Origin of the sequence: Nocardiopsis trehalosi NBRC 14201, from assembly GCF_001552555.1 — a bacterium.
GTDB classification, from domain to species: Bacteria; Actinomycetota; Actinomycetes; order Streptosporangiales; family Streptosporangiaceae; genus Nocardiopsis_B; species Nocardiopsis_B trehalosi.
Genome location: NZ_BCRK01000001.1, coordinates 84,293 through 104,408, shown reverse-complemented (window position 1 = coordinate 104,408; position 20,116 = coordinate 84,293). Strand labels below are relative to the sequence as shown.

Sequence of the window (20,116 nt, the reverse complement as noted above, 5' to 3'; positions counted from 1 at the left end):
GGCCACAGCGCCGGGCGCCGCTGACAGGGCGCGGGACGGCCGCGGCGGGCCGGCGCCGCCGCGATCGCGCTCAGGCCTCCCGCATGGCCTCGCGGGTGGCCTCGACCATGCCGTGCAGGATGCGGCGCGTGCGGGCGAGTTCCTCGGCCCGGGCGTCGATGCGGTCGAGTTCGGCGGTGAGCCGGCGCAGCACCTGGGGCGGGCAGCGCCGCCCGCAGGGCGCGACGTGCGGCAGCAGCTCGGCGATGGCCGTGCTGTTCATCCCGGCGGCGAAGAGCTGCCGGATCAGCAGCACGCGGTCCACGGCCGCCTCGTCGTAGTGGCGCTGGCCGCTGGCGCTGCGCTCGCTGGAGAGCATGCCCTGCTGCTCGTAGTAGCGCAGGGAGCGCACGCTGGCCCCGGTCCGCTCGGCCAGTTCCCCGATCCGCACGGGCGGCCTCCGTTCCGATTTGCCTCTGACACCGGTGTCAGGTTCTAGGGTAGCGGCGCGCCCACCAGGGACGACCAGGACGCCGTCGCGCGGTGGGCGCGTGAGACGACCCCGCTCGGAAGGAACCGTCGTGCCCGCCAGTCCCCGCTCCTTCACCGACATCGTCCGCTCGCGGCGCTCGGTCCGGGGCTTCCTGCCCGACCCGGTGCCCGCGGCCGACATCCGCGCGGTGCTCCAGGACGCCCAGTGCGCCCCGTCCAACTGCAACACCCAGCCCTGGCAGGTGCACGTCGTCTCCGGGGAGCGCCGCGCGGCCCTGAGCGCCGAACTGCTGGAGGCCGACCGGGCCGGCCGCACCTCGTTCGACTTCAGCTTCGACTACGCCGACTTCGGTGAGGGCGCCTACCTCCAGCGCGCCCGCGAGCAGGGCGCGGCCTACTACCGGTCCTTGGGGGTGGAGCGCTCCGACACCGAAGGGCGCCGCGCCGCCGCGCGGCGCAACCTGGAGTTCTTCGGCGCCCCGCACGTGGCGCTGCTGTTCCTGCCCCGGTTCGGCGACGGCGTGCGCGTGGCCGCCGACGTGGGCATGTACGCGCAGACCTTCCTGCTCGCCCTGGAGGCGCGCGGCCTGGCGGGCATCCCGCAGACGATGCTGGGCTTCTACGCCGACACCGTGCGCGCGTCCCTGGGCATCGGGGCGGAGATGAAGCTGCTGTTCGGCGTCTCCTTCGGGCAGGCGGACCCGCGGGGGCCGTCGAGTGCGTACCGGATGGGCCGGGTGCCGCTGGCCGAGAGCGTCGTGGTGCACGACACCCCCGGCGTCCTCGAACCGGCCCGGTAGCGGCGGCCTCGCCTGCCCCACCTCCCCTCCCCGTCCGGGGAGGGCGCATCGACAGAAGGGACACACCATGCGAATCGGCATCCTCGGCTCGGGGGCGATCGGGGCGACCCTGGCGCGCGTCTTCAGCGCGGGCGGCCACGAGGTCGCCGTGGCCAACTCCCGTGGCCCGGAGACGATCGACCCGGCCGTGCTGGAGTTCGGGGCGCGGGCGGGGAGCGCCGCCGACGCCGTCCGGGACAAGGACGTCGTGATCCTGTCCGTGCCCTTCTTCAAGGTCCCGGACGTGGCCGGGGTCTTCGCCTCCGTGCCCGAGGAGACCGTGGTCATCGACACCACCAACTACGTCCCGTTCCAGGACTGGGACGTCCCCGTCGAGGGGGTGGGCCAAGGGCAGGTGGAGAGCCTGTGGGTGGCCGGGCGGCTGGGCCGGCCCGTGGTCAAGGCGTGGAACGCGGTGCTGGAGGAGACCCTGAAGACCCGGGGCGCTCCGGCGGGGACCCCGGGCCGGATCGCGCTCCCGGTCGCCGCCGACTCCGATCAGGCGCGGCGGGTGGCCATGCGCCTGGTGGACGAGAGCGGCTTCGACCCCTTCGACGCGGGCGGGCTGGCCGACTCCTGGCGCCAGCAGCCCGCCACGCCCGCCTACTGCACCGAGCTGACCCTCGACGAGCTGGGACCGGCCCTTCGGGCGGCCGACCGGGAGAAGACCCCGGCCCTCCGGGCCCGCGCCCTGGAGCGCGTGGCCGCCTTCACCTCCCCGCCCACGCGGGAGGAGATCGTGGAACTGAACCGCTCCCTGCACCGCTGACGCCGCTCATCCAGCCGATGCCCGTCTCCCGCCCATGCCGGGCACCGGCCTTCTCGCATGTCTAAATTCGCCCGGAATGTACGAGTCGGTGTACCCCCGGCCGGAGGATGGCGGCTGAGGCGGCCCGGGGCGCCCCGGGCCGGCGGGGACGGGGCCGGGCGGTACGCCCCGGCGCGGGACGCGGGGGCGGGTCAGAGCCGGGTGGCCGTGCGGATCAGCCCGGCGAGGGCGACCGACCGGCTGTGCGCGGGCCAGGCGATGTGCGTGACGACGGGGGGCGCGTCGACCAGGGGGACGGCGGCGTGCTCGGCCCAGAGCCAGGCGCGGGCCGAGTCGGGGAAGACGGCCACGGTGCGCCCGAGGGCGATCAGCTGGGCCAGCTGCGTCTGGTCGTGGATCTCCGGTCCCGGGCCGGGCCGGTAGGCGCCGTGGCGCGCCCAGCGGGCGAGCGGGAGGTCGGGGATGTCCTCGACGTCGGCCAGGGACAGGCTCTTCCGCGCGGCGAGGGGGTGCCCGGCGGGCAGGACGGCGATCTGCCCCTCGGTCATCAGCTCCTCGCTGTCGAATCCGGCGAGGGAGTTGAACGGCTTGTGCATGAGCGCCACGTCGGCGCGGCCGTCGCGCAGCATCTCCCCCTGCTCGCACGTACCGCTCGGCAGCACCTCGATCTCGGCGGCGCCGGGTTCGGCCGCGTAGGCGTCGAGGAGTTTGTGCAGCAGCTCGTGGGAGGCGCCGGCCTTCACCGCCAGCACCAGCCGGCCGCGGCGGCCGCCCGGTCGGTCGGCGCCGCCGGTGCGGCGGGTGCGGCGCGCGGCGGCGGTGACCGCGTCGAGGGCCGCGCGGCCCTCGTGCAGCAGCGTCTCCCCGGCGCCGGTCAGGGAGACGCCGTGCCGGTCGCGGTCCAGCAGCAGGACGCCGAGGCGCCGCTCCAGCCGCTGGATCGCCCGGGACAGCGGCGGCTGGGCCATGCCCAGGCGCTCGGCGGCCCGGCCGAAGTGCAGTTCCTCGGCCACGGCGATGAAGTACCTCAGCTCGCGGGTCTCCAAGGCGTCCATGGCCTCAACCTACCTCGCTGATACCCGCCGGGTATGGCCGGGCACCGCAGCGGTATTGGCCGCACCACCCGCACGCGGGCGAGTATCGACGGCATGGACACGACCTCCGCCCCACTGCCCGGTGGCACCTGGACCCTGGGCGATCTGACCGTCACCCGCTTCGGCTACGGCGCGATGCAGCTCGCCGGTCCCGGCGTCATGGGCCCGCCCGCCGACCGCGACGGCGCGCTCGCCGTCCTGCGTGCGGCCGCCGACCTCGGCGTCACCCATATCGACACCGCCGGCGCGTACGGCCCCCGGATCACCAACCGGCTGATCCGGGAGGCGCTGCACCCCTATCCCGAGCCGCTGCACATCGTCACCAAGGTCGGCGCGGAACGCGATCGGCAGGGCGGCTGGCCCCCGGCCCGGCGGCCCGAGGACGTGCGCCGCGCCGTCCACGAGAATCTCGACGACCTCGGCCTGGACGTCCTCGACGTGGTGAACCTCCGGCTCGGCGACGCCCAGGGCCCCCGGCCCGGCTCGCTCGCCGAGCCCTTCGAGGCGCTGGTCGACCTCCAGCGCCAGGGCCTGATCCGCCATCTCGGGGTGAGCAACGCGACGGCGGAGCAGGTCGCCGAGGCGCGGGCGATCGCGCCGATCGTGTGCGTGCAGAACATGTACAACCTCGCGCACCGCCGGGACGACGAGCTGATCGACGACCTCGCCGACGAGGGCATCGCCTATGTGCCCTTCTTCCCGCTCGGCGGGTTCACCCCGTTGCAGTCGGCGGCGCTGTCCGCCGTGGCCGCCCGGCGGGGCGCGACACCGATGTCGGTCGCCCTGGCCTGGCTGCTGCGGCGGTCGCCCAACATCCTGCTGATCCCCGGCACCTCATCGGTGGCGCATCTGCGCGAGAACGCCGCCGGCGCGGGGCTCGCGCTCTCCGACGAGGAACTCGCCGAACTGGACGGGATCGGCCGGTAGCCGACCGCGCGCCCGGGGCCACGGGCTGACCGCACCGCGGCCCCCGCCCATCTGCCGGGCGGGGGCCGCTGCGGTTCGGGCCCCCGGCTCAGCCGTCGGAACGGGGTTCAGCCTCGGTGTCGGCGTCCATCGAGGCGTGCAGCGCCGCGATGGCCGCGGGGTCGATGGCGCGCAGGTCCCTCCGGGCCTGCTGGGAGACCTCGACCATGGCCTCGCGCACCTGCTCGGCCGCGGCCTCGTTCGGCGCGGCGGCGATCTCGCGGTGGGCCGCGGAGGCGGCCGCCGCCAGGCGGCGCACCACGTCCAATACCGCCTCCTGGTCGGCGGCGGAGGCGGTGGGGTTCTCCGGGGGGTCCATAGCGGGCATGCCCGTTCCTCGTTTCTCGTCGTCGTCGGCGGCGGCCGCCGACCCGGGTGGTGTGGTCGTCACCGGTGCATGCGGTACTCGCGGTAGGTCGTGGCGGCGCCGCGCCAGGCGACCACCGCGAGGACGGACACCAGGATCGTGCCGCCGATGATCGGCAGCATCGTGAACCGGCGGGTCTGTGCCACCTGCTTCTCGGCGGTGTCGAAGCAGAGGTAGTACTCCGTGGTCACGCAGTGCGGTTCGGCGGTGATGAAGGCGTGCACGCCGAACCCGATGAGGGCCGCGCCGACCGCCATCCCCGCCAGCAGGGCCAGCGCCGCCCCGCCCACGATCAGCGCCTCGTGGCGCGGCAGCACCCACCCGTACACCACGCACCCGGCGGTGATCAGCAGGAACACGGCGGCGGGCACCAACCACGACCGCAGGCCGATGCCGACCGGAACCGCGATCACGGCCGCCACCGCGCACCAGTAGGCGGCGAGCCGCAGGCACTCGCGCAGGGTGAGCAGCTCCATGACCGGCCTCCGGGGGGTCGCTCGGTTCCGCGTGCGGCAGCCTAGCGCGCGGCCGCACGGCGTCGGAGCGGCCGCGACCCGGGGGCGGCGGTCAGCGGTGGTCGCGCTCGTAGTGCAGGGCGGTGATACCGCAGGTGAACGGCTGCGCCTCGGCCAGCCGGTAGGGCCGGGGGGTGCCGTCGCCGGGGAAGACGGGCAGGCCCGCGCCGATGGCGGCGGGGTTGACGAACAGGTGGAGGTCGTCGATCAGGTCGGCGGCGAGCAGGTCGCGCACCAGGGTGGCGCCGCCGTAGACGATGATGTCGGCGCCGGGCCGGGCCTTGAGCGCGGCGACCTCGGTGGCGAGGTCGCCGCCCGCGATCTCGGCGTTCTCCCAGGGCGAGGCGGTGAGGGTGCGGGAGAACACGACCTTGGGGGTGGAGTTCATCCACTCGATGGACGCCGCGTCCTCGCCCTCGGGGCCGGCCGCCCAGGTGGGGATGAACCCCTCGGCGAGCCGGCGGCCCAGCACGATCGTGTCGACGGAGGCGGTCAGGGCGTCGACGTGGGCGTTGAGGTCGTCGGACCACGGGCACATCATCCAGTCCATCTCGCCCTGGGGGCCGGCCATGTAGCCGTCGATGGTGGTCTGGACCTGGAGCTTGAGCCTGCGCACGGGCGCGTCCTTCCGTGGGGCGGAGTCGGTGCGGCGAGCCTAGGCAGGGGAGGGGACATTCCGAGGTGCACCGCGCCGGACCCGTTCAGCGGTCCCGCGCGGATGGTTCGCGGGTGCCGCGTTTGCGGGGCGGGACGAGGGCCTCGATGTCGGCGGCGGGGATGCGGACCCGGCCGCCGGGGGTGCGGACGGTGCGGAGCAGGCGCCGTTTGCGCCAGTCCCGGATGGTGTCCACCGAGACGCCGAAGAGGGCGGCGGCCTCGGAGGCGGTGTAGAACTCGCGGGCGGCGGGCGGGAGGACGAAGTACATCCGGGTGCGGTCGCGCCGGGGGAGCGGGTCGCGTGGCGCGGATTCCGCCTCCGTCATGGGGTCTCCGTTCTGGTCGGCGGTCGGCCGACGGTCCAGCCGCCGGGACGCTGCGCCCCCCTCTCCATGGATCGGCGCAGCGGCCCGGCGATGGTCTAGGCGGCGGGTGGCCCGGCCCCGGGAGGGGCTGCACTTCCCGGCCGGTCGGTCAGCGGCGGGCCGGGTCGGCCCAGCCGAGGAAGGCGAAGTACCGGCCGCCGCACTCCAGCGGCCCGGACACCGAGGCCAGCCCGGCGATCAGGTGCAGGCCGCGCCCGCCCTCGGCCAGGGGGTCGGCGTCGGGGATGCGGGGCTCGGTGGGGCCGCCGCCGTCCACGCACTCGACGTAGAGGCTGACCGGCGAGACGGCGACGTCGAGCCGGAGAGTCGGGCCGGTGCTGTGGCGCAGCGAGTTGGTGACCATCTCGGAGACGACCACCTGGGCGTCGTGGACCACGTCGGCCGGTGTGGTGTCGAACAGCAGCGCCCGCGTCCAGGCCCGCGCCTCGCGGGCCGTGGTCGGTTCCATCGGGAACGTGCGGGCGTGGCACTGCATCCGGGGGTGACGGTTCATCGTCCGCACCTCCGGCACACCCCGAGCGACCGAAGCCGCAGATACGGGCGTACGCGACGCCTCCGCTGGTTTAGGGTGGATCGTGTCATCAGCACTCCAATGCTGGTGGCCATCGCCCCGGACGGTGCCTCCGTCGCGGGGTCTTTCACGCCCAGAATCGAGCAGGCTCAGCTGCGGCCACCAGCAATAATCCCGAACAGGCGCCAAAAGTACCGCCATCAGTAATGCTTGTACTTATGACAGAAGCGCAACTCCCGGCCTGGGTGGATTTCGGTGCCGATCTGCGCCGAAGGCGCACTCAAGCAGGGCTTACGCTCGATCAGCTCGCTCGCCACACCACCGTGGAGAGTGGGATGCTAGGCAAGATAGAACGAGCGACGCGAGCGGCCAAAAGGGACACCGCTACAGAACTTGATCTCTTCTTCCGTACTGATGGCGCGCTCCTGCGGAAGTGGGAGTCTGCGGCTCTGGCGAGCAGTGACTCGCCAGAGTGGTTCCGGCAGGTGACGCGCTCAGAGGAGCGCGCGACGGAGATTCGCACGTGGGCGCCCATCCTGGTTCCAGGTTTCCTGCAAGTGGACGGGTACGCACGTTCCGTCTTCCGCGCAGGACGACCTCTCGATACCCCGAAGGACGTCGAACGGCTCGTCGCGGCTCGAATGGGCCGCTTCCGGGTGCTACTCCGGGACGATGGTCCGGCCCACTGGGTTGTCCTGTGCGAATCGGTGCTCCGCCGCGCGATGGGCGGTACAGAGACGATGCGAAAGCAGCTCGAAGTACTCGCGAACCTGGCAGAATCTCAGCGGGTTCGAGTCCAGATCGTCCCTCATGATCTTCCTGATCACCCCGGTGCCTCCGGGCCGTTCCGCCTCCTGCATACTCAGGACGGAGAGACCGTGGTCTACGGAGACTCGACGGGCGGAGGACAGATCTTCGACTCACCAGCCGAGGTTCGACGCCACGTCTGCCTCTTCGGGGACCTCCAAGCCGTTGCGTGGTCCCCCACGTCATCCCTACAGGCGATCCGGAGGGCTCATGATGAACTCTGAAGGCAAGACCTTCCATAAGTCCAGCTACAGCGGGGCCTCTTCCGAGTGTGTAGAGGTGGCGGAGGGGCCGACGACTCGGGTGCGCGACACGCAGAACCGGGACGCGGCGACGCTGGCCGTTCCGGCGAGGGAGTGGGTCGCACTCCTGGCCGACCTGGAGCGCATGTAGGACAGCGGCGACCGGCCGACCTGGCGGGGTTCGCCAGGGCGGCCGGTCGCGGCTCGTTCGGGCGTCAGTCCTCTGCCGGGGCGGCCAGCAGTTCGTGGACCTCCTCGATGGTGGTCTCGCGGAGACCCTCGTCCATCAGAAGCCACCGGGTGACGCCGATCTCCTCCAGGAAGGGCAGGTCGTGGGAGGCCACGACCAGCGCCCCCCGGTAGGACGCCAAGGCCCCCGTGAGCTGGCGGACGCTGGAGACGTCCAGGTTGTTCGTCGGCTCGTCCAGCATCAGCAGTTGCGGCGCCGGGGCGGCCAGCAGCGTCGCCGCCAGCGCCGCCCGGAACCGCTCACCGCCCGACAGGCTCCCCGCCGGCCGGTCCGCCCGCGCCCCCGTGAACAGGAACCGGGCCAGCTGCGCGCGCACGTGGTTCGCCGGAACCCCCGGCGCCCGCAGGTGCGCGTTCTCCGCCACACTCAGCTCGTCGTCCAGCACGTCGAGCCGCTGCGGCAGGAACCGCGTCGGCACGAACGTCCGCGCCTCACCCTCCACCGGGGCGAGGTCACCCACCAGGGTCCGCAGCAGCGTCGTCTTCCCCGAGCCGTTGCGCCCCACCAGCGCCACCCGCTCGGGCCCGCGCACCTCGACCTCGCCCTCGATCGCCGCGCCGAAGCGGGGCGTGAGGCCGTCGATCCGCAGCACCGTCCGGTTGGCCGGCACGGCCGTGTCGGGCAGGTCGACGCGGATCTCGGCATCGGTGCGCGCCGCCTCGGCCGCCTCCTCCCGCCGCTCGCGCGCCTCCTCCAGCCGCTCCTCGTGGACGCCGCGCAGCTTGCCCGCCGATTCCTGGGCGGCGCGCTTGCGCGCCCCCATCAGGATCTTGGGCATGCCGCCCTGCGCCTGCGCCTTCCGTCCCTCCTTCTGGCGGCGGGCCAGCTTGATGTGGGTCTCGGCCAGCTCCCGCTTCTGCCGCCGAACGTCGGCGTCGGCGGCGCGCAGGCTCCGTTCGGCCGCCTCCTGCTGGACGGCCAGCGCCTCCTGGTACGCCGACCAGCCGCCGCCGTACCAGGTGACCGCGCCGGAGCGCAGTTCCGCGATGCGGTCGACGCGCTCCAGCAGCTCCCGGTCGTGGCTGACCACGACGAGCGTGCCGGAGCGCCAACCGTCGACCGCGTCGTAGAGGCGGCGCCGGGCGTACACGTCCAGGTTGTTGGTCGGTTCGTCCAGCAGCAGCACGTCGGGCCGCTCCAGCAGCAGCGCCGCCAGCCGCAGCAGCACGGTCTCGCCGCCGGACAGCTCTCCGACGGTCCGGTCCAGGCCGATGCCGCCGAGGCCGAGCGAACCCAGCGTGGCGGCGGCCCGCTCCTCCACGTCCCAGTCGTCACCGAGGGCGGTGAAGTGCTCCTCGCTCGCGTCACCGGACTCGATGGCGCGCAGCGCGGCCCGCCGCTCGGCGATGCCCAGGGCGGCGTCGACCCGCAAATCCGTCGCCAGCGTGATGTCCTGCGGCAGGTAGGCCAGGGTGCCGCTCACCGTGACCGACCCGGACGTGGGCGTGAGCAGGCCGGCCGCGAGCCGCAGCAGGGTGGACTTGCCCGTCCCGTTGGCGCCGACCAGGCCGTTGCGGCCCCGGCCGATGGTGAGCGACAGCCCGTCGACGACGGATGTGCCGTCCGGCCACTGGAAGGTGAGGTCGGAGCAGGTGATGGCGGCCCCCGCCGGGGGTGACAATGCCATGGGAATCCTCGCAGTCGCACGTAACGCGGTGAAAAAGGGCGTCGTGTGCGAGCGCCACGCGGCGAAAGGGGAGCGCGGCCGTCCGGCTGAGGGACGGCACATGCACCGAGGTCGCTTCCACGCGGGTCACGGGCGGCACGGGGGCCGGGGTGACGGTGTACCACCGCGTGGCGGTCGCGGACCTCAGATGCGCAACGTCCACCTCATTCGCCGGGGACAGGACGTGGCCGAGGCTACCCGATCACGCGCCGCCGCGCACGTCCCTATCGCGCGGGCCGCGTTCACCCCGTGCGGCCAGCACCGCCGCGAGGCCTTGGCGCAGGTCGTCGACGTAGAAGTCGGGCACCTCCAGCGACGGGAAGTGCCCCCCGGCCTCGGGGGTCCCCCAGTGGACGATCCGCCGGAACCGCTCCCGCGCCCAGGGGCGCGGGTACCTCTCGACGTCGCGGGGGTACACGGTGATCGCCGAGGGGACGTCGACCCGGAGCTGGGGGTCGAGCGAGTTGTGGCTCTCGTAGTAGATGCGGGCGGCCGACGCGCCGGTCCGCGTCAGCCAGTACAGGGTGACGTCGTCCAGGACGCGGTCCCGGGGAATCCTCTCGAACGGGCTGTCCTCGGTGTCCGACCACTCCGCGAACTTGTCCAGGAGCCAGGCGAGGAGCCCCACCGGCGAGTCGACCAGCGCGTAGCCGATGGTCTGGGGCCGGGTCGCCTGCTGCTTGGCGTACGCCGCGCGGTGGCGCCAGAAGTGGCGGGTCTGCTCGGCCCATTCGCGCTCGGCCGCCGTCAGCCCGTCCATGGTCAGACCGGGCGGCCCCTCCGCGAACGTCGTGTGGATGCCGAGGACGTGCTCCGGGAACCTGCCGCCGAGCACCGTGGTGATGTTGCCGCCCCAGTCGCCGCCGTGGGCGGCGAACCTGCCGTAGCCGAGCCGGCCCATCAGCTCCACCCACGCGGCCGCGATCTTCTCCGTGCCCCACCCGGTGGTGGCCGGCTTGTCGCTGTAGCCGAAGCCCGGCAGCGACGGGACCACGACGTGGAACGCCGGCGCGTCCGCGTCCTCGGGGTCCGCCAGCTCCGCCACGACGTCGGTGAACTCGGCGACGCTGCCCGGCCAGCCGTGCGTCATGAGCAGGGGAGTGGCGTCGGCGCGCGCGGACCGGCGGTGCAGGAAGTGGATGCCCAGGCCGTCGATGACCGTGCGGAACTGGCCGATGCGGTCGAGGCGGTCCTCGAACGCCCGCCAGTCGTAGCCGGTGCGCCAGTGGTCCACGACGTCGGTGAGGTCGGCGAGGGGCACGCCCTGGTCCCAGCGGCGCGGGCCGGGCGGGGCGCCGAGGACCGTCTCGGCCTCCGGCAGCCGCGCCGCTGCGAGCCGCGCGCGCAGATCGGCGAGGTCGGCGTCGGTGGCGCGGGCGTGGAAGGGGTGGACGGCGTCGGTGGGGCGGGTCATGGGACCTCCTGGCCTTCGCGGAACAGGCCGCGAGCTGCTGTGAACCGGCTTAGACGGTTCTAACAGGCGGGCGTGTCCGCGTGCAACCGGCTAAGGTGGTTCCATGTCCGCCGAGTTCCCCGAATTCCGCCTCGGCAGCGTGCTGGCGACCAGCTTCACGGCCACGCTGACCGAGCGCCGGGGCGATCCCGTGGAGCGCATCCCCACGCCGCAGCGCCTGGCCGACTGGCTGGCGGTGAGCGGCCTCGCCGTCGACTCCTGCACCGCCGACCAGCTCGACCTCGGGCGGGAGCTGCGGGAGGCGATCCACGCCGCCGCGACGGCGGCCGCCGTCGGGGACCCGCTCCCGGGGCCCGCCCTGCGCGTCATCAACGACCGCAGCGCCCAGGGGCGCGCGGCGGCCGTCCTGACGCCCGAGGGGGAGCGGCGGTGGCGGCTCGGCCCGGCGTCGGCCGTGGAGGACGCCCTGGGCGTGATCGCCGCCGACGCGATCAGCGTCATCGCGGGCGAGCGCGACGGGCGGCTGGCCCTGTGCGCGTCGCCGACCTGCCGGGCCGCCTTCTTCGACACCAGCCAGAGCCGCACCCGCAAATGGTGCGAGATGAACACGTGCGGAAACCGCCAGAAGAAGGCGCGGTTCACCGCCAAGCGACGCGGGGAGCACGGCGCGGCGGGGTGACCGCCACCCGCGACGGGGCCCGTGCACGGCACCGGCCCGGCCGGGTGCGGGCGCGCCCCGGGGCGCCGCCGGCGGGACCGCGTCCCCGCCGGCTTGACCTTGACGCTGCGTCAACTTCTAGCATCCGGGCCATGTCGATCACCGTTCTGGACACCTACACCGCGACGAAGAAGATCCTGCTGGCCCCGGCCGCCGAGCGCCGGGAACTCCTGCGCGCGATGCTGGAGCCCAACAAGGGCCTGTACCGCTACAACCCGGGCGAGGTCGACCTGGTCGACACCCACCTCATGACGAACGGGTTCCCCATCGACCGCGACGAGGAGCGCTGCCTCGGCGCGCTGGAGACCCTGGCGGCGGCCGGGGCCTGGGAGCGCATGCGGCGCGCCCTCGATGACGCCCGGGACGTCCTGCTGAAGGCCAACCCGGGGTTCGCGGCCCCCGACGTCACCGTGGCGCTGATCCTCGGCGACCCGGGCGACGCGCACTTCATGGGCCCCTGCCTGGGGGTGACCGGGTTCGGCGGGATCTCCGGCAACATCGAGATCAAGCTCTGGCCCTACCCCGAGAACGTGGAGCGGCTGGAGTCCACCGCCGTGCACGAACTCCACCACAACCTGCGGTTCAGCCCGGGTGGCGTGGTGTGGGACCCGGCGACCGTCACGGTCGGCGAGCACCTCGTGTCCGAAGGGCTGGCCGACGCCTTGGCCCGGCAGCTCTACGGCGACGAGCTGGGCCACACCCGCATCGGCGTGCCGCACCTGCACGACGACGAGGTCTTCGCCAAGGTCCTCACCGGGCTCGACGTCACCGGCATGCAGAACTTCACCGCCTGGGCGCACGGCGACCCCAGCGCCGAGCGCTTCGGCCTCACCCCGGTGGGGCTGCCGATGGGCGCCGGGTACGCCGCGGGCACCCGGCTGGTCGACGCCTACCTGGCGGCGACCGGCCGGACGGCGGCGGAGGCCCTGCACGCCGACGCCGCGGAGGTGATCGCGGTCGCGCTCCGCGACCGGTGACGGCCGCGACCCCCGGAACGCGGGGGAAGGTCGGGGGCGGCGGGGGTCAGGCCAGGTAGGACGCCTCCCGCAGGACGCCGTCGGGCGCCTCCCGCGCGGCGTCGGCGTAGTCGGACACGTCCGTGTTGGCGACGGACAGGTTGACGTCGACGGAGGGGAGCATGTCCAGCGCCACGCGGAACCGGGTCTCCTCGTCGGGACGCGGCTCGTCGTCGGGCACGTACGCGAACAGCAGCGGCCGGCCCTCCTCGGACATCGCCCGCTCGTCGGCGAGGAACACGGCCTCGGCCTCTCCGTCGCCGACGGCCGCCACGGCCTCGTCCGGGGCGGCGCCCGCCCAGGCGGGGTCGTCCACGACGAGGATGCGGGACGGCGGCTCGTCGAGCTTGGCGTACTCCGCCTCCACGGCGTCCAGCAGGGCCCGCCAGGCGCCCTCGTCGCCGTAGTGGGTCCGGACGAGGGCGACGTGCTGCCCGTCGCCGAGGTCGATGGCCGGTCGCATGGCGGGAACTCCTTCGTCGGGGGCGCCGCCGCATGCGCGGCGGCGCCCCCTTGGTACCAGCGCCCGGCGACGTTTCCCGCGCCGTCGGGCCGCGACAATAGGGCGATGGAGTGGACGATCCAGGAGCTGGCGACGCGGGCCGGCGTCACCAGCCGCACCCTGCGCCACTACGACGGCATCGGGCTGCTGGCCCCGTCCCGGGTCGGCGAGAACGGGTACCGCTACTACGACGCCGCCGCGGTCGCCCGGCTGCAGCGCATCCTGCTCATGCGCCGGCTCGGCATGGGCCTGCCGGCCATCGCCGAGGTGCTGGCCGACGAGGTGGACGAGCGCGACGGGCTGCGCGCCCACATCGCCGCGCTGGAGGAGGAGCGGGACGGCATCGACCGGCGGATCCGGTCGGTGCGGCACACCCTGGAGGCCCTGGAGGCGGGCGCCGAACCGCGGATGGACCTCATGCTGTCGGGGTTCAACGACCGCTACAAGGACGAGGTCGTCTCCCGCTGGGGCGAGCGCGCGTACCGGGTGAGCAACGACTGGTGGCACGGCAAGACCCTCGCCCAGCAGCGGGCCTGGAAGCAGGCCGCCGACGACCTCGTCGCCGCCTGGGTCGCCGCCGCGCGGTCCGGGGTCTCCCCGGAGTCCGAACCCGCCCAGGAGCTGGCCGCCCGGCACGTCCGCTGGCTCGGCGGCATCCCGGGCACGCCCACGGCCGACGGCGACCGGGAGCGCTCGATCGCCATGGTGCACGGCGTGGCGGACTCCTTCGTGGACGATCCCCGCTACGCCGGCATGTACGAGGACGAGGCGGGGGCGGAGTTCGTCCGCGCCGCGCTGCACACCTACGCCCGCACCGCGATGTAGCCTCGCGGCGCCGCCCGCCCGTCCGTTCAGTCCCGCGCGGGCCGGGGCTCCAGGGCGCGCAGGGCGGCGGCCGCCGGGGAGCCGGGCGGGGCGGAGTAGAGGGTGAGGAACTGCTCGGTGTCGCCGGGCAGGCGCACGGTCTCGAAGGAGAGGTCGAGCGCGCCCGCCTCCGGGTGGCGCACCGGGCGGGTGCCGTGGTCCTGGCGGCGCACGTCCTGGCCGGACCACAGGCGGCGGAAGTCCGCGCTGCCCGCCGCGAGGTCGTCCAGCAGCGCCGCCAGCAGCGGGTCGTCGGGGTAGCAGCCCGCGTCGAGCCGCAGGGCGCCGACGGCGTCGGCCGCCACCGCCTCCGGGTCGGCGAACAGGGCGCGGTGGCCGGGGTGCAGGAACACCAGGCGCGCCCAGTTGCGCTCGCGCGGCGGCAGCCCGTCCCAGTCGCCGAACACGGCCGACGCCGCCCGGTTCCAGGCGAGCAGGTCGCAGCGCCGCCCCGTCACGTAGGCCGGCACCCCCTCCATCGCGGCCAGCAGGCCGCGCAGCGCGGGGCGCACGTGCTGGGCCTCCGGGGGCGCGTGGCCGCCGCGGTGCCGGCAGTTCAGCAGATGGGCGAGGTGGGTGTGCTCGGCGCCCGACAGCCGCAGGGCGCGCGCGAGGGCGTCGAGCACCTCGGGCGACACCTTGCCGGCCTGGCCCTGCTCCAGCCGGGTGAGGTAGGCGACCGAGACCCCCGCGGCCAGGGCGACCTCCTCGCGGCGCAGGCCCGGCACCCGGCGGTGGCGGTCGGTGCCGGGTAGGCCGATGTCGGCGGGGCGCAGCCGGGCCCGGCGGCTGCGCAGGAACGCCGCCACCTGCGACCGCGTGTCGATCGGGCCCGCCCCGCTCCGCCGCTCCATGCCGCCATTATCGCGGCGCCCCGCACGAGCCTGATACCGCCAGGCGTAGGACGGGGCGTCCCGGGTCGCGGCGGGTCTGGGCGGGTGGCGCCCGCTGCGCCAGGCTCGGAACCGAGCCCCCGGCCGCGACGGACGCGGGGCGCACGCCACACCACGAACCAGGGGGAGACGTCCGATGAGCACCGCCGACACCCAGACCGCACCCGCCGCCGTCCAGCGCAACGGCCGCCCGGCGACCGCCGGGGACCTCGCCCCGCTGGCCTTCGCCGGCTACGCCCACTTCACCGCCATGCAGGTGCGCGGCGGCGGTGTCCGGGGGCTCGACCTGCACCTGGCCCGGCTGCGGGCCGCGTCGGTGGAGATGTTCGGCCGGGCGCTGCCCGACGAGCGGGTGCGGGAGCTGCTGAGGGCGGCGCTGGAGACAGCGCCGGACGACGTCTCGCTGGCGCTGTACGTCTCCTCCCCGGTGGGGGAGTTCACGGCGGCGGACGGCCCCGAACTGGACGTGCTGGTACGCACCGGCCCGCCCTCCTCGGGACCGGCGGGGCCGCTGGCACTGGAGGCGGTGGAGCACGAGCGCGCCCTGCCGTCCGTCAAGCACGTCGGCGAGGTCGCCAAGACCTACTACCTGCGCCGGGCGGTCGAGAACGGGTACGACGACGCCGCCTTCGTCGACCGGCGGGGGCGGCTCAGCGAGGCGTCCATCTGGAACCTGGCGTTCTGGGACGGCACCGCGGTGGTGTGGCCGGAAGCGGAGATGCTGACCGGCACGACCATGGGCATCGTGCGCCGGCGGCTGGACGTCCTGGGCGTCCCCCAGGTGGTGCGCCCGGTCACCGTGGCGGACGTGGCGTCGCTGGCGGGCGGGGTGGTCATGAACTCCTGGACACCGGGGGTGCCGCTGACGCGGATCGGGGCCTCGCCGCTGCCGGAGGCGCCGGGGTTCGTGGACCTGCTGCACCGGGCCTTCGACGCCGAGCCCCGCACCACCCCCTGACGCGCGGCCGGTGCCGGTGGGCCGGACAGGGGAGCGTCCCGTCCGGCCCGCCGGCGTCTCAGTCGGCGGCCGCGACGCGGGCGGGGGCGGTGAAGGTGAGGGCGCCGGGCAGTGCGGCGAAGGCGGCGCGCACCCGGTCGGCGAGGGCGTCGCGGGTGTGCCCGCCGTCCTGGGCGGTCCAGGAATCCAGCGCGTGGTGCCAGGCCGCCACGACCAGGTCGATGGCGAGGCGGGGGCGGGGGTCGGCGGGGTCGAGGTCGAGCCGGCGGTGCAGGTCGGCGACGATCCCGGCGCTGGTGCGGTTGCAGAAGTGCAGCCCGTGGGCGTCCATGGAGGGCGTGGACGCGGCGAGGCGGCGGCTGAGCAGGGTGCGCTCCGCCCACCCGTCGTCGGGCATGGCCGCCAGCGCCTCCAGCAGGACGTCCTGCAGCTCGGCCGCGAGCGGGCGCCCGGCGGGGTCGCGGTCGGTGAGGCGCTCCACGAAGACCTGCCACAGGTCCTGGGTGGGCGCCATCGCGACGTCCTCCTTGCTGGTGAAGGTGCGGAAGAAGGTCCGCTTGGACACCTCCACCGCCGCGCACAGCTCGTCCAGGGTGGTGCCGTCGAAGCCCCGCTCGGTGAACATGCGCAGCGCGGTGTCGACCAGGTCGCGCCGGGTGCGCAGCTTCTTGCGCTCGCGCAGCGGCAGGTCGGACGGGGCGGCGGGGGCGGCGGCTGGAGTCACACGGGGAAGTGTATCCGGAACGCTTTTGCCACTTGTAGGTTTATGCCACTGAGTGGCACAATCCGGGTGTCCGGGTCCCCGGCACCGCTGTGCCCCCTCGCGAAGAAGAAGGTCCGCCATGCGCGCACTCCTCGTCGACCACTCCGCCCCCGGCGGCCTGCGGCCGGGTGAGGCCCCCGACCCCGAGCCGGCTCCGCACCAGGCACTGGTCCGGGTGACGGCCACGTCGCTGAACTACGGCGAGGTCGCCCACGTCCTCGCCGCCGCGGACGACGGCCGCGTCCTGGGCTGGGACGCCGCCGGGGTGGTCGAGCGCGCCGCCGCCGACGGCTCCGGCCCCGCCGCGGGCACCCCCGTGGTCACCCTGGGGGCCGACGGCGGGTGGGCCGAACTGCGGGCGGTCGACACCGGGCTCCTCGGCGCCGTGCCCGAGGGGGCCGACCTCGGCGCGATCGCCACCATCCCCGTCGCCGCCACCAGCGCCCTGCGCGCGCTCCGGCGCATCCGCCCGCTGCTGGGCGCCCGCGTGCTCGTCACCGGGGCCACCGGCGGCGTCGGCCGCTACGCGGTGCAGCTCGCCCGCCGGGGCGGCGCCCACGTCGTCGCCTCCACCGGCGACCCCGCCGCCCACGGCGCGGGGCTGCGCGCCCTCGGCGCCCACGAGGTGGTCCAGGGCCCCGGCGCCTACAGCGGGCAGGTCGACGGGGTCCTCGACATGGTCGGCGGCCCGCAGCTCGCGGCGGCGTTCGACCGCCTGGCGGCGGGCGGCACCCTGGTGTCGGTCGGCCACGGCACCGACGAGTCCGCGGTCTTCCCCTTCGGCGCGCTGCTGGGCAACGAGGGCCGCAACGACCGCACCATCACCACGTTCTACCTGCTGACCGAGTCCGGGCTCGCGCGCGACCTGGAGTGGCTGGCCGCCAGGGTCGCCGCCGGGGAGCTGGACCCGCAGATCTCCTGGCGGGGCGGCTGGGACCGCGCCGCCGAGGGGGTCCAGGCCCTGGTCGGGCGCCGGCTGCACGGCAAGGCGGTGCTCGACCTGTCCTGAGCCGGACCGCCGGCCCGCCGCGCCCGGGACGCTGTCCTCAGCGTCGGTGCGGGACGTGTCGCTGGGCACTGGTACCAAGGGGGTGCCCCCGCGCGCAGCGGGGGCTCCCCCCGACGAAGGAGCTTCTCCCGTGCGACCGGCCATCGACCTCGGCGACGAAGGGCAGTTCGCCGTCGTCCGGACCCACTACGGCGACGACGGCCTCTGGCGGGCGTTGCTGCGGGCGCTGGACGAGGAGTACGGCAGGTACGGGCGCCCGTCGCCCGACTTCCTCCTCGTGGACGACCCCGCCTGGGCGGACGCCACCCCGGAGGAGGTCGTGGCGGCGGTGAGCGGACCGGCCGCCAACGCCGTGTTCCTGGCCGACGCGGAGGCCCTGACCGAGGAGAAGGGCTGGCCGCTGCTGACCGTGGACGTGCCCGTCCCCGGTTGGGAGCCGCGACCCGTCGAGGAGACGCGCTTCCGCTCGGCGCTGGACATGGTCTACTACGTCGACTGCAACCTGTCGATCGCCAACCTGGACTTCGCCGACTTCGCCGATGGGGCGGGCGAGGCCCCCGACGGCGTCCTGCGGTTCGCGACCTACTACGGGCCCGACGCGCCGCAGTACCCCGACCCGGAGCAGCCCGCCTTCACCTTCACCCCGCGCCCGCTGGAGCTGCCGTAGGAAGGCGCGGCCCGACCCGGCCCCGCCCGCCGGCGCCGGAGGCCGGCGGGCGCGGGCGGGCGGCGTCCCGGGGCGCGGGTCCGCTCACCCGCCCAGGACGTCGTCCAGGTAGCGGGTGGCCGCCTCGGCCGCCCGCGCCTGGTGGGCCGGGGGGTGGGGCAGGGCGTCGCGCAGCTCCAGGTACATGCCGACGCAGCGGCGCACGGCCGCGCCCAGGCGCTCGGGGTCGTAGCCGGGCGCCGTCTCGCGGAGGGCGGGCACGAGGTCGGGCAGCGCCTGCTCGACCTTGCGCACGCCGCGCGGCTCCAGCCCCCGCGCCGCCCCGGCGAGCGGCACGAGCACCTGGGACCGCAGGAACCCGAGGAACTCGACCACCTCGAGCAGCTCCCCGCGGCCGAGCTTGCCGGCGGCGTAGTGGACCCAGATCCAGAAGCGGTCCTCGATCCACTGGGGGTCGACCGCCAGGGGCACGGCCGGGCGCTTCTCCAGCGCGCGGGACAGCGCGCCGTCGCGCTCCCACACCACCAGGGGGTCCTCGATCCGGTCGGCGAGTTCGTCGGCGCGCAGGAACTTCAGGTCCACGTGCAGCAGCGGGTCGGCGTAGAGGCAGATGAGCAGCCTCGGCTCACCGACGTGCTCACCGGTGAACGCGGCGAGCAGGTCCCCCCAGGAGGCGGCGATCTCCGTGCGGGCGGCCATGACCTCGCCGTGGTGTCCGTCGGCCACGACGGCGACGAGATCGAGGTCGGAGTACTCGTCGGTGCGGCCGGAGAGCAGCGAGCCGCCCGCGCCCAGGCCGAGGAACCGGGGGTCGCGGCGCAGGTGTCCTTCGATGCGCGCCAGGGTCCGCGCGTGTTCGCCGGGCAGGTCCATGGAGGGTTCTCCTCGGGTTCGGGGATGTGACGCCGTCATAGGACCGGGATACCGCACGCCGACCACCGTGTCCGCCATGACCGTTATGTGGGCTTTTGGTCGGGCCGTCAGGTGGCGGTGCTCCTGTGCGCGGTGGGCGCCGACGCGCTCCCGGCGGCGCCCGCGCGGGGGCACGCGGGGCGGTGCCGCGGACCGGACGATCCGGCTCCGCGCCCGCCCCGCGGGTTAGGGTCGGACGGAAGCCGCGCGCCGCTACCCCCGGAGGCCGCCGTGTTCCCCACCCTCCCGCCCAGCACGTACCGGCGCCGCCGGTGGATCGCCGCCGGCGTGGGCGGCGCCGTGCTCGCCGGCGGGATGGCCTACCTGGCGGTCGGACCGCTGGGCGGGTCCGGCCACTTCTCCTGCCCGCGCGTCATCGGCGGCGCGGCGCCCCCGTCGCCGCGCGCCGACCCCTACGCCGGCCCCGGCCCGCACCCCGCCGAACTCCACGTGCTCGAACCCGACGAGGACGGGCGGTACCTGCGGCTGGAGGACGACACCGCCCTGCCGCCGGAGTGGCGGCCCGAGGAGGGCGAGCGCCCGCGCCTGGTCGTCTGCCGCTACCTCGCCGAGGTCGGGCCCACCGTGACCGAGTGCGACTACGCGCCGCTGGGCGGCGGCCGGGCGTCGCCCGTCCCCCTGGTCGACGCCACCTACGCGTTCCGCGTCTACGCCGCGCACACCGGCGCGCTGGTCGCCTCCTTCGGCCTGCCCGGGACCGAGGGCGAGTGCCCGTCGCAGATCCCCGAGAGCTCCACCCGGCTGGAGCGCACCGTCGCCCCCGACGAGATGGCCGACCGCCTCCGCCCGGTGGTCGAGGCCGACGTGTGACCGGACCCCGCCGGGCCCGGCGCCGCGCC

The 20,116-nt window shown here is 74.8% G+C and carries 25 protein-coding genes; 12 read left to right on the top strand and 13 right to left on the bottom strand.

The window, feature by feature from the left end:
- Positions 1–70: 70 nt before the first annotated feature.
- Positions 71–430 (bottom strand): MerR family transcriptional regulator, encoded by a 360-nt coding sequence (locus NT8_RS00540; protein WP_067962662.1) that lies wholly within the window; start codon positions 428–430, stop codon positions 71–73.
- A 130-nt stretch (positions 431–560) separates the two neighbouring features.
- Here NT8_RS00540 and NT8_RS00535 point away from each other — a divergent pair, with 130 nt between their 5' ends.
- Positions 561–1,271 carry a nitroreductase gene (locus NT8_RS00535; RefSeq protein WP_067962659.1) on the top strand — a complete coding sequence of 237 codons (711 nt, stop codon included), beginning with the start codon at positions 561–563 and terminating at the stop codon, positions 1,269–1,271.
- Positions 1,189–2,079: an NADPH-dependent F420 reductase gene (locus tag NT8_RS00530; RefSeq protein ID WP_281203363.1), complete on the top strand. Its 891-nt coding sequence runs from the start codon at positions 1,189–1,191 to the stop codon at positions 2,077–2,079. The genes NT8_RS00535 and NT8_RS00530 overlap by 83 nt, the downstream gene beginning before the upstream one ends.
- A gap of 191 nt (positions 2,080–2,270) precedes the next feature.
- Here NT8_RS00530 and NT8_RS00525 read toward each other — a convergent pair whose 3' ends face one another.
- A complete protein-coding gene (locus NT8_RS00525) occupies positions 2,271–3,134 on the bottom strand; it encodes a LysR family transcriptional regulator (RefSeq protein WP_067962654.1) in 864 nt (287 codons plus the stop codon).
- Positions 3,135–3,227: 93 nt separating this feature from the next.
- Here NT8_RS00525 and NT8_RS00520 point away from each other — a divergent pair, with 93 nt between their 5' ends.
- A complete protein-coding gene (locus NT8_RS00520; protein ID WP_067962652.1) occupies positions 3,228–4,100 on the top strand; it encodes an oxidoreductase in 873 nt (290 codons plus the stop codon).
- Positions 4,101–4,188: 88 nt separating this feature from the next.
- Here NT8_RS00520 and NT8_RS00515 read toward each other — a convergent pair whose 3' ends face one another.
- The 5 genes from NT8_RS00515 to NT8_RS29705 all read right to left on the bottom strand — a co-directional run bounded on the left by NT8_RS00515 (position 4,189) and on the right by NT8_RS29705 (position 6,557).
- Positions 4,189–4,530, bottom strand: coding sequence for a hypothetical protein (locus tag NT8_RS00515; RefSeq protein WP_157515423.1), 342 nt, complete (start codon positions 4,528–4,530; stop codon positions 4,189–4,191).
- A complete protein-coding gene (locus NT8_RS00510) occupies positions 4,527–4,982 on the bottom strand; it encodes a hypothetical protein (RefSeq protein ID WP_067962647.1) in 456 nt (151 codons plus the stop codon). Before NT8_RS00510 ends, NT8_RS00515 begins: the two co-directional genes overlap by 4 nt.
- A 91-nt stretch (positions 4,983–5,073) precedes the next feature.
- On the bottom strand, positions 5,074–5,637 hold the full coding sequence (locus NT8_RS00505) for a dihydrofolate reductase family protein (RefSeq protein ID WP_084468523.1): 564 nt from the start codon (positions 5,635–5,637) through the stop codon (positions 5,074–5,076).
- 85 nt (positions 5,638–5,722) lie between these two features.
- Positions 5,723–6,004, bottom strand: coding sequence for a helix-turn-helix domain-containing protein (locus NT8_RS00500; protein WP_067962644.1), 282 nt, complete (start codon positions 6,002–6,004; stop codon positions 5,723–5,725).
- Between the two features lie 148 nt (positions 6,005–6,152).
- Positions 6,153–6,557, bottom strand: a complete 405-nt coding sequence (locus NT8_RS29705) for an ATP-binding protein (protein ID WP_169805171.1) — start codon at positions 6,555–6,557, stop codon at positions 6,153–6,155.
- Positions 6,558–6,781: 224 nt separating this feature from the next.
- Between NT8_RS29705 and NT8_RS31410 the strand changes: the two genes are divergently transcribed.
- Both NT8_RS31410 and NT8_RS00490 read left to right on the top strand, forming a co-directional pair.
- On the top strand, positions 6,782–7,606 hold the full coding sequence (locus tag NT8_RS31410) for a helix-turn-helix domain-containing protein (protein WP_157515422.1): 825 nt from the start codon (positions 6,782–6,784) through the stop codon (positions 7,604–7,606).
- A complete protein-coding gene (locus tag NT8_RS00490; RefSeq protein WP_394326551.1) occupies positions 7,593–7,775 on the top strand; it encodes a DUF397 domain-containing protein in 183 nt (60 codons plus the stop codon). The genes NT8_RS31410 and NT8_RS00490 overlap by 14 nt, the downstream gene beginning before the upstream one ends.
- A 64-nt stretch (positions 7,776–7,839) precedes the next feature.
- On the opposite strand, the gene NT8_RS00485 is transcribed toward NT8_RS00490, so the two are convergent.
- Entirely contained in the window at positions 7,840–9,501 is a 1,662-nt protein-coding gene (locus NT8_RS00485; protein WP_067962638.1) for an ABC-F family ATP-binding cassette domain-containing protein, read from the bottom strand.
- A gap of 241 nt (positions 9,502–9,742) precedes the next feature.
- The gene (locus NT8_RS00480) at positions 9,743–10,954 is read right to left on the bottom strand and encodes an epoxide hydrolase family protein (protein ID WP_067962635.1); all 1,212 of its coding nucleotides are present in this window, start codon (positions 10,952–10,954) and stop codon (positions 9,743–9,745) included.
- 103 nt (positions 10,955–11,057) lie between these two features.
- Between NT8_RS00480 and NT8_RS00475 the strand changes: the two genes are divergently transcribed.
- Together NT8_RS00475 and NT8_RS00470 are read left to right on the top strand one after the other, a co-directional pair.
- Positions 11,058–11,633 carry a CGNR zinc finger domain-containing protein gene (locus NT8_RS00475; protein ID WP_067962631.1) on the top strand — a complete coding sequence of 192 codons (576 nt, stop codon included), beginning with the start codon at positions 11,058–11,060 and terminating at the stop codon, positions 11,631–11,633.
- 131 nt (positions 11,634–11,764) lie between these two features.
- Entirely contained in the window at positions 11,765–12,649 is an 885-nt protein-coding gene (locus NT8_RS00470; protein WP_067962628.1) for a DUF2268 domain-containing protein, read from the top strand.
- Between the two features lie 46 nt (positions 12,650–12,695).
- On the opposite strand, the gene NT8_RS00465 is transcribed toward NT8_RS00470, so the two are convergent.
- Positions 12,696–13,151, bottom strand: coding sequence for a DUF6924 domain-containing protein (locus tag NT8_RS00465; RefSeq protein ID WP_067962625.1), 456 nt, complete (start codon positions 13,149–13,151; stop codon positions 12,696–12,698).
- Positions 13,152–13,256: 105 nt separating this feature from the next.
- On the opposite strand from NT8_RS00465, the gene NT8_RS00460 reads away from it, so the two are divergent.
- Complete coding sequence (locus tag NT8_RS00460) at positions 13,257–14,015, top strand: MerR family transcriptional regulator (protein ID WP_067962622.1); 759 nt, start codon at positions 13,257–13,259, stop codon at positions 14,013–14,015.
- Between the two features lie 26 nt (positions 14,016–14,041).
- Here the strand turns inward: NT8_RS00460 and NT8_RS00455 are convergent, their stop codons facing one another.
- Entirely contained in the window at positions 14,042–14,908 is an 867-nt protein-coding gene (locus tag NT8_RS00455; protein ID WP_067962620.1) for a helix-turn-helix transcriptional regulator, read from the bottom strand.
- Between the two features lie 175 nt (positions 14,909–15,083).
- On the opposite strand from NT8_RS00455, the gene NT8_RS00450 reads away from it, so the two are divergent.
- Positions 15,084–15,905, top strand: a complete 822-nt coding sequence (locus tag NT8_RS00450) for an aminotransferase class IV family protein (protein ID WP_067962617.1) — start codon at positions 15,084–15,086, stop codon at positions 15,903–15,905.
- Positions 15,906–15,963: 58 nt separating this feature from the next.
- Here NT8_RS00450 and NT8_RS00445 read toward each other — a convergent pair whose 3' ends face one another.
- Entirely contained in the window at positions 15,964–16,629 is a 666-nt protein-coding gene (locus NT8_RS00445; RefSeq protein WP_245645977.1) for a TetR family transcriptional regulator, read from the bottom strand.
- Positions 16,630–16,747: 118 nt separating this feature from the next.
- On the opposite strand from NT8_RS00445, the gene NT8_RS00440 reads away from it, so the two are divergent.
- Together NT8_RS00440 and NT8_RS00435 are read left to right on the top strand one after the other, a co-directional pair.
- On the top strand, positions 16,748–17,677 hold the full coding sequence (locus NT8_RS00440) for a zinc-binding dehydrogenase (protein WP_067962614.1): 930 nt from the start codon (positions 16,748–16,750) through the stop codon (positions 17,675–17,677).
- 130 nt (positions 17,678–17,807) lie between these two features.
- Positions 17,808–18,344: a DUF6924 domain-containing protein gene (locus NT8_RS00435; RefSeq protein ID WP_067962611.1), complete on the top strand. Its 537-nt coding sequence runs from the start codon at positions 17,808–17,810 to the stop codon at positions 18,342–18,344.
- An 84-nt stretch (positions 18,345–18,428) separates the two neighbouring features.
- Here NT8_RS00435 and NT8_RS00430 read toward each other — a convergent pair whose 3' ends face one another.
- The gene (locus tag NT8_RS00430) at positions 18,429–19,217 is read right to left on the bottom strand and encodes a hypothetical protein (RefSeq protein WP_067962609.1); all 789 of its coding nucleotides are present in this window, start codon (positions 19,215–19,217) and stop codon (positions 18,429–18,431) included.
- 270 nt (positions 19,218–19,487) lie between these two features.
- Between NT8_RS00430 and NT8_RS00425 the strand changes: the two genes are divergently transcribed.
- Positions 19,488–20,087, top strand: coding sequence for a hypothetical protein (locus tag NT8_RS00425; RefSeq protein ID WP_067962606.1), 600 nt, complete (start codon positions 19,488–19,490; stop codon positions 20,085–20,087).
- The last annotated feature ends 29 nt before the right edge of the window (positions 20,088–20,116 follow it).